This is a genomic window from Thermoplasmata archaeon (genome assembly GCA_015063285.1).
Lineage (GTDB): Archaea > Thermoplasmatota > Thermoplasmata > Methanomassiliicoccales > Methanomethylophilaceae > Methanoprimaticola.
The window spans coordinates 1-7,349 of sequence record SUST01000028.1 but is presented as its reverse complement, the minus strand read 5'-3'; the positions used below and the strand labels follow the sequence as shown (position 1 = coordinate 7,349).

Sequence of the window (7,349 nt, the reverse complement as noted above, 5' to 3'; positions counted from 1 at the left end):
CCCGTCGCCTGGCAGGCCTGCTTGATGTGTTCCGTGATGTTAAGGGCATACGGGTGAGTGGCATCGATGACGGTGTCATATCCGTTCTCGCGTATGACGTTGGCGATGCCTTCGGCACCTCCGCAGCTCCCGACCTTGACATCGATGTTCTCGTCGTATCCCATGACCTCTGCACCGTATTCTGTGGCCACCCTGACATGGACATCCGCTCCCGCGTCCGCCAGCAATTTGGATATGGTCCTGCCCTCGCTTGTACCTGAAAAGATGAAGATGCCGCTCATAGGAACCTCAGCTCCATCGGTCTGCGGCATATCGCAACGGTCATGCCGTCCTTCGCGGTCTTCCTTCTTGTTATCTCTCCGCCGAAAGGCTTCACTGAAGACCTCTCGCAAACGCAGTCCACGGATGTTATGGACTTGACGAAATCGGATTTGGTGAACTCTCCCTCCAGGGACATCAATTCCTCGGACGTGTAGAATTTCGCAGGTACCCTGAAATGCTTCGCCAGCTCCAATATGGCCGCCTCGTCCTTCTTGAGGTCCACACTGCATACGGCCCCTATCCTCTGAGAAGGGATCCCGTCCTCCCTGAGGATCTCGGTCACGAACTCCCTCAGCTTCTCCGGATCTGTGTCGCGCTTGCATCCTATCCCGAGGATTATGTCCATCGGGACGAGCTTCATCGTGGTGTCGAACGGTTTCTTCTCGACATCCACCGAGATGCTGACTCCGAATTCTCCTGAATCTGCGGGAGTCAGCCCGACAGGGAGGTCCCCCTTCACCGGGATCTCGGTTGTGAATCCGACGAATGCGCCGTCCAGCACCCTGACCGAGACGTCCTGGGCCGTCTTGAGACCCATTATCCTGAGACCATTGACGGTCGCGAACGTATCCACGGAGAACTTTCCGTTGAGATCCGTGGCCGTCGTTATGATGGGTTCGGAACCCAGACGCTCAGCTATCCTGGCGGTGAGCGCGTTCGCTCCGCCGATATGTCCCGCCAACAGAGCAACGGTCCAGTGGCCGTGCTCATCCATTCCGATGACTGCGGGATCCGTCGCCTTTGATTTGATGTATGGCGCGATGTATCTGACCGCGATCCCGATCGCACCGATGAAGACAATCGCATCGCATTCCTCGAATGACTTACCGGTCCATTCGCTCGTCTTGCCCTCGATGCGCTCCACTCCCAGAGTGTCGCATTGAGTCTTGGCGAATATCCTCAGGTCCTCCTCGGGGAACGCTTCCTTGAGTCTGATCGCGGTCCGGCAACCGTTTGTGGAGAACGCCACGGCATTGATCCTCATAGTTCCTCACCCCTGATCTCCTCCATCATCTCGTCCGCGAGACTGGTCTTCGCCAGCAGCCCGTATACCGATGAGAACATGACGGCCGCCGTCCTGATCTTCCCTCCGGTGCGATGGTTCATATAGAATTCAACCTTGTCTATCAGGAGCTTGGAAACATCATCGATAAGGTTCTCCTCGTTGATGACGTCCAGCGCATCATCCGTCGAGATGCACCCCATGATCCTCTGGACTGTGGACATGGACGCTCCTGCCATGGCCGCATTGGCGGCAAGGATCTCCATCCTGGAATCCGCGTTACGGGAATGGGTGTTCATTATCCCTCCGGCGACCTTGACCAGCTTCCCAAGGTTGGATACCAAGACGATGTCCCTGTCGATCTCGACCGCGTAGTCGAGCATCTCCCCAACGAAATTGCTGCATTTGACCGCCTTCTCGGGATCTATACCGGGGAAACTCTGCGAGAACTCCTTTCCGTAGTTTCCAGGGACGACCAGAAGTACCCTGTTGCCCTGGGAGCGCATGTTCATCTCCACCTTGATGGTGTTGACCAGGGCCGTCTCGCTCATGGGTTCGACGATACCGCTGGTTCCCAATATGGATATCCCGCCCTCTATTCCAAGACGGGGATTGAATGTACGCTTGGCGATCTCCATCCCTTCGGGGACGGATATCTCGATGTCGAAACCGCCATCGTAATCGCTGTTGAAACGAACATCCTCGACGGCCTCCTTGATCATTGAACGTGGGACGCGATTAATGGCCGCGTTACCGACGGGCTGGTCCAATCCCTTCCTGGTGACCCTCCCTACACCGACGCCTCCGTCGATGTTTATCCCGGATTCCGATTTGGACACTTTGGAATAGACCAGCGTGCCGTGGGTGGCATCGATGTCGTCCCCGCCGTCCTTCCTGACAGCACAGGAAACGTAGGAATCCGTTATCTGCATATCTTCGACTGGCAGGTCCAAAGTTATGCCCTTGGGGGTATGGATGGTTACTGTGTCCACACTCCTCCCAGAAAGCAGTGCTTCAGTGGCTGCTTTGGTGGCTGCAGCTGCACAAGTGCCCGTAGTGTGGCCTCTTCTGAGCATTTTGTTGTTCACGAAAACGTAGGAATCGTCCGCCATGTTAAGTCTGCCCGCCGTACCTCTCCACGGTATAGGCTACAATATTTATTTTCGTTTGGTCTACCCATCCAAAAAGAAGGTGTACGTACGACAGGAAAGCTTTATGGAATCAGCGTAGGTCCCGGTGAGCCTGGACTCCTTACGATCAAGGCAAAACAGATCCTTGATTCATGCGATATCATCGCATATCCGGTCAAAACAGCGGGAGAGGGAAGTGTCGCCCTCAACATTATCAAACCCAACGTAGACGTGGACAGCAAAGAGGTCAGAGAATACGTTTTCTCGATGAATCCCGACTACGCGGAGCGCGAGAAGGGCTGGAAGAAGGCCTACGATGACATCTGCTCGGCCCTGGAATCCGGTAAGAGCATCGCCATGATCACCCTTGGCGACCTGAGCATTTTCAGTACGTACATGCGCATAGACAAGATGATCAAGGCCAGAGGATACCAGACCGAGCTCGTTCCCGGTGTACCCTCGTTCTGTCACGGTGCATCCCTTGCAGGAATTCCCCTTACCATGGGTGAGGAATCCCTGGTCGTCATCCCATTCAACGTATCCCAGTTCGACAAGCTTGAGAACGCCCTGGACAACCACGAGAACATCGTCGTCATGAAGGCTTACAAGCATGTGGACCAGATCACCGATATGGTCGTCAAGAAGGGACGCAGGATCGAAGATATCACGGTCATGAGCAACATCGGTATGGAGGATCAGTACATCGGACCTGTCGTCAAAGGTCGCGAATACGGTTACTTCACAACACTTTTAATCAAAACGGAGGAAAAAGAATGATAACATTCATTGGAGCAGGTCCCGGAGACCCTGAACTGATTACGATCAAAGGAAAGAACAAGATCCTCGAGGCCGATGTGATCATCTATGCCGGTTCTCTCGTGAACCCCGCCGTCTTGGACGGCCACAAGCCCGATGCGAAGATCTACGACAGCGCATACATGCACCTGGACGAGGTCATCGACGTCATGAAGAAGGCGGAGGATGAGGGAAAGAAATGCGTACGTGTCCACACTGGGGATCCCGCCATCTACGGCGCCCACAGGGAGCAGATGGACAGGCTCGACGAGCTCGGGATCGATTACGAGGTCATTCCCGGAGTCAGCTCCGCATTCGGAACCGCCGCTGTCCTCAAGAAGGAGTACACCCTACCCGGAGAGAACCAGAGTCAGACAGTCATCTTCACCAGGATGGAGGGCAGGACACCCATGCCTCCGGGAGAGAAGCTCGTGGACCTGGCAAGGCACAGGGCCACAATGGTCATCTTCCTATCCGTCGGATTCCTCGACGAGCTCTCGAAGCAGTGCATCGAGGGAGGCTATCCTCCGGAGACCCCTGTCGCCGTCGTGTACAAGGCTACATGGCCCGACCAGAAGATCGTCATCGGAACCCTTGCAGACATCGAGCAGAAGGTCAAGGACGCAGGCATCACCAAGACCGCGCTCACCGTCGTCGGAAACTTCCTCGAAGGGGACTACAAGCTCTCCAAACTCTACGACAAGCACTTCACCACAGAGTTCCGCAAGGCGGTGGATGAATGAAAGGAAAACTCCACGTGGTCGGTTTCGGCCCCGGCGGCAAGGAGCACATGACATTCAAGGCCGCCGATGTCATCCAGAACGCAGATGTCGTCACAGGATACACCACATACGTCAACATGATCAAGCCCTACTTCCCCGACAAGACCTACAAGGCGACGGGGATGATGAAGGAGGTCGACCGCTGCAAGATGGCGATCGAGGATGCCATGGCAGGCAAGGATGTCGCCATGATCTCCTCCGGAGACTCCGGAATCTACGGTATGGCAGGGATCATCTACCAGCTGGCGGACGAGATGAAGGCCGACATCGAGATCGACACCGTCCCCGGAATAACAGCTGCCTCCACAGCGGCATCCGTCCTCGGAGCCCCGCTGATGCACGACCTGGCGATCATCAGCCTGTCCGACCTCATGACCCCCATAGACCTCATCATGAAGCGCGTGGACTGCGCAGGCCAGGGAGACATGATAGTCTGTCTCTACAACCCCAAGAGCAAGGGCAGGACGGAATACCTGAATCAGACTCAACAGATATTGTTGAAACACCGCTCGGCCGACACCCCTGTCGGTATCGTCCGCAACGCCGGACGCGATGACGAGCGGAAGGAGATCACCACATTGGGCGATCTTGACAAAGCGGACGTGGACATGTTCTGCATGGTCATCATCGGCAATTCGCAGACATATGTCGCAAACGGACGCATGATAACTCCCAGAGGATACAGAATCTGAGGTGTGTTGAAATGGCTATATCAGTAGTGAAACCAGAGGATATTGAGAAAAGAAGCATGGAGATAATCACATCCGAACTGAACGGCAGGACATGGCCCGAGCCCCAGTTCTCGATAGTGAAGAGGTGCATACACACCTCCGCGGACTTCGACTACGCTGACAATCTTAGATTCTCCAAGGACGCCGAGAACATCGGGGTCCAAGCCCTGAGGAACGGTGCACACATCGTCACCGACACCAAGATGGCCGCAGCGGGGATCAACAAGAACAAGCTGAAGGAGTACGGCGGAGAGGTCCACTGCTTCATAAGCGACGACGATGTCGTCAAGGCTGCTAAGGAAAGGGGATGCACCCGTGCCACCATCTGCATGGAGAAGGGTGCCGAGATCGCGAAGGAACACCCGGTCATATTCGCGATAGGGAACGCCCCCACTGCCTTGGTCAGACTGGCGGAGATGATCGATGCGGGAGAGCTTAAGCCTGCTCTGATCATCGGCGCCCCGGTGGGATTCGTGAACGTCGTCGAATCTAAGGAACTCATCCTCGAGAGGGATGTACCCTACATCATCCCTGTTGGCAGGAAGGGCGGCTCCAACATAGCCGCCACCATCTGTAATGCCATGATGTATTACAAGGGTTGAAACGCCCAGGTGATAGGATGTCCAAGAAAGCGATATTGGTTGTGAGCTTCGGAACGAGTTACAAGGAGACCCGTGAGAAGACCATCGACGCGGTCGAAAAGGCCGTTGCCGAGAAGTACAGCGGCTGGGAGGTCAGAAGGGCCTTCACCAGCAAGATGATCATAAAGAAGCTGAAGGAGCGCGACGGCATCTTCATCGACTATATCGATGAGGCGCTGCAGAGACTCGCCGATGACGGATTCGAGCAGGTGGTCGTGATGCCCACCCATATTATGAACGGGACCGAGTACGATTTCGTCGCGCACATCTCAGCGGATTTCAGGGACAAGTTCAAATGCCTCAGGATCAGCAAGCCGCTGCTCACGACCGACGAGGATTACGATGCGGTCATCGGAGCGATGGACAAGGCGTACTTCTCGAGAATCTTCAAGGACACCTCGGTCGGAAAGGCCATTGTCTTCATGGGACACGGGTCCGAGCACTATGCGAACTCCGCATACTGTCAGCTGCAGATGAAGCTGATGACCTTGGGCTACGACCATGTCTATGTAACGACGGTCGAGGGATACCCGTCCTTCGATGATACGTTGAAATTCATGGCTGGACACAAGTACAGCAAGGTCGTTCTCGCTCCGTTCATGATGGTCGCGGGAGACCATGCCACCAACGATATGGCGGGGGACGACGAGGACTCCCTGAAATCAAAGTTTATCGATGCGGGCTGCGAAGTCGAATGCCTGCTCGAGGGACTCGGGGAGCAGAAAGCCTTCCAGGACCTCTTCCTTGATCACTTGGCAGACGTAATCAAACAATGAAACACCGGTGGGAGCGATCCCACCTTTTCCCTTCATACCTTATAATCGACTATCCAATCGAACAGGGCTATCGCAGATTGGTAATCCATGTAGTCGTATCTGTTCGGATAATCGTCGAGATGCTTCACCACAGCCGCCTCGGGATGATATTGGATACCGAACGCGCATGTCTTGTCGGTCCTTTCCAGAGACTCTATTATCCCGATACCGTCGGTGTAAGTGCGCCCGGTGACTTTGAGTGCGGTGCCTTCGACATCGAGAACGGCCTGATGATGCCATGACGGGACCTTACGGACTATCTCTGTGCCCATCACCTCGTATATCTTCGAATCCCTATCGATCACCACATCGTGTGGCGCATAATCTCTGTACGCGCCTGGCGACGAGCGTTGGTTCCTGTGCTCATAATGATACTCTGCTGAATGCTCTTCGAAGTATTCGGGAATGTCCTGAATCATCTCCGCGCCTGATACGACCGCGAGCATCTGCATCCCTCTGCATACGGCCACCAACGGAATATCCATGTCGAGACAGTATGTCATACATATGTAATCGGACACATCCCTCTCGGGTTCGAACACCTTGTCCTCATCCGTACCGCCCCAATCCTGCGGGTTGCGGTAGAGGTTGTAACTGATATCGTCCCCTCCGGGGAATACGACGAAATCGATGCCGTCCATCATCTCCTCTACACTGGAATTATGCCATGTGGTCTCTTTCACGATATCCGCGGCATGACGGTCCAACGCCCCGTTCTCATCGATGCCTTCCAAAAGCTTCCCGGACGCGTCATACGATAGGTCGTAGGAGAATACCTGTCCGAGACGGACCGGGATCGCACCGGCAGCCTCTATGGACCTGAACGTGTTCACATAAGATTCGGCAGATGCGTTTGGACGCCAGGTCACTCCGATTGTTATGCCATCATCACGTTCGGAATGCGGAAGGCTCGCCACGACTGCTATTCCCGAGATGAGGACAATAAGTGCTGCGATGACTGCCAAAACCTTGCTGCGGTCGTCCATTTAGGGACAGAATTCACATACCTCCTTTTATCGATTGCTTTCTTATAGCATTGAGGAAACCCTCGGTTTAGCGTCAGAATTAATGATTCAACAGAATTATCTAGGAACCTTAGACACCGAACCGAAAGTGGAAAAGGGATGTCTG

The 7,349-nt window shown here is 54.6% G+C and carries 9 protein-coding genes; 5 read left to right on the top strand and 4 right to left on the bottom strand.

Going from position 1 to position 7,349, the window contains the following annotated elements; translation table 11 throughout:
- The 3 genes from E7Z62_08885 to cbiD form a co-directional block, all read right to left on the bottom strand.
- A partial coding sequence (locus E7Z62_08885; protein MBE6523216.1) for a precorrin-6A/cobalt-precorrin-6A reductase occupies positions 1 to 311 on the bottom strand: 311 nt, incomplete at its 3' end.
- Positions 278 to 1,306: a cobalamin biosynthesis protein CbiG gene (locus tag E7Z62_08880; GenBank protein MBE6523215.1), complete on the bottom strand. Its 1,029-nt coding sequence runs from the start codon at positions 1,304 to 1,306 to the stop codon at positions 278 to 280. The genes E7Z62_08880 and E7Z62_08885, both read right to left, overlap by 34 nt.
- A complete protein-coding gene (cbiD, locus tag E7Z62_08875) occupies positions 1,303 to 2,436 on the bottom strand; it encodes a cobalamin biosynthesis protein CbiD (protein MBE6523214.1) in 1,134 nt (377 codons plus the stop codon). The genes E7Z62_08880 and cbiD overlap by 4 nt, the downstream gene beginning before the upstream one ends.
- Positions 2,437 to 2,502: 66 nt before the next feature.
- On the opposite strand from cbiD, the gene cobI reads away from it, so the two are divergent.
- Genes cobI through E7Z62_08850 form a run of 5 tightly spaced genes read left to right on the top strand, consistent with a single transcriptional unit; the run spans position 2,503 to position 6,179 of the window.
- The gene (gene cobI, locus E7Z62_08870; protein MBE6523213.1) at positions 2,503 to 3,231 is read left to right on the top strand and encodes a precorrin-2 C(20)-methyltransferase; all 729 of its coding nucleotides are present in this window, start codon (positions 2,503 to 2,505) and stop codon (positions 3,229 to 3,231) included.
- A complete protein-coding gene (gene cobM, locus E7Z62_08865; protein ID MBE6523212.1) occupies positions 3,228 to 3,992 on the top strand; it encodes a precorrin-4 C(11)-methyltransferase in 765 nt (254 codons plus the stop codon). The genes cobI and cobM overlap by 4 nt, the downstream gene beginning before the upstream one ends.
- A complete protein-coding gene (gene cobJ, locus E7Z62_08860; GenBank protein ID MBE6523211.1) occupies positions 3,989 to 4,723 on the top strand; it encodes a precorrin-3B C(17)-methyltransferase in 735 nt (244 codons plus the stop codon). The genes cobM and cobJ overlap by 4 nt, the downstream gene beginning before the upstream one ends.
- Positions 4,724 to 4,734: 11 nt before the next feature.
- Positions 4,735 to 5,364 (top strand): precorrin-8X methylmutase, encoded by a 630-nt coding sequence (gene cbiC, locus E7Z62_08855; GenBank protein ID MBE6523210.1) that lies wholly within the window; start codon positions 4,735 to 4,737, stop codon positions 5,362 to 5,364.
- Between the two features lie 17 nt (positions 5,365 to 5,381).
- A complete protein-coding gene (locus E7Z62_08850) occupies positions 5,382 to 6,179 on the top strand; it encodes a sirohydrochlorin cobaltochelatase (GenBank protein ID MBE6523209.1) in 798 nt (265 codons plus the stop codon).
- Positions 6,180 to 6,211: 32 nt separating this feature from the next.
- Here the strand turns inward: E7Z62_08850 and E7Z62_08845 are convergent, their stop codons facing one another.
- Entirely contained in the window at positions 6,212 to 7,204 is a 993-nt protein-coding gene (locus tag E7Z62_08845; protein ID MBE6523208.1) for a hypothetical protein, read from the bottom strand.
- Positions 7,205 to 7,349 lie beyond the last annotated feature (145 nt).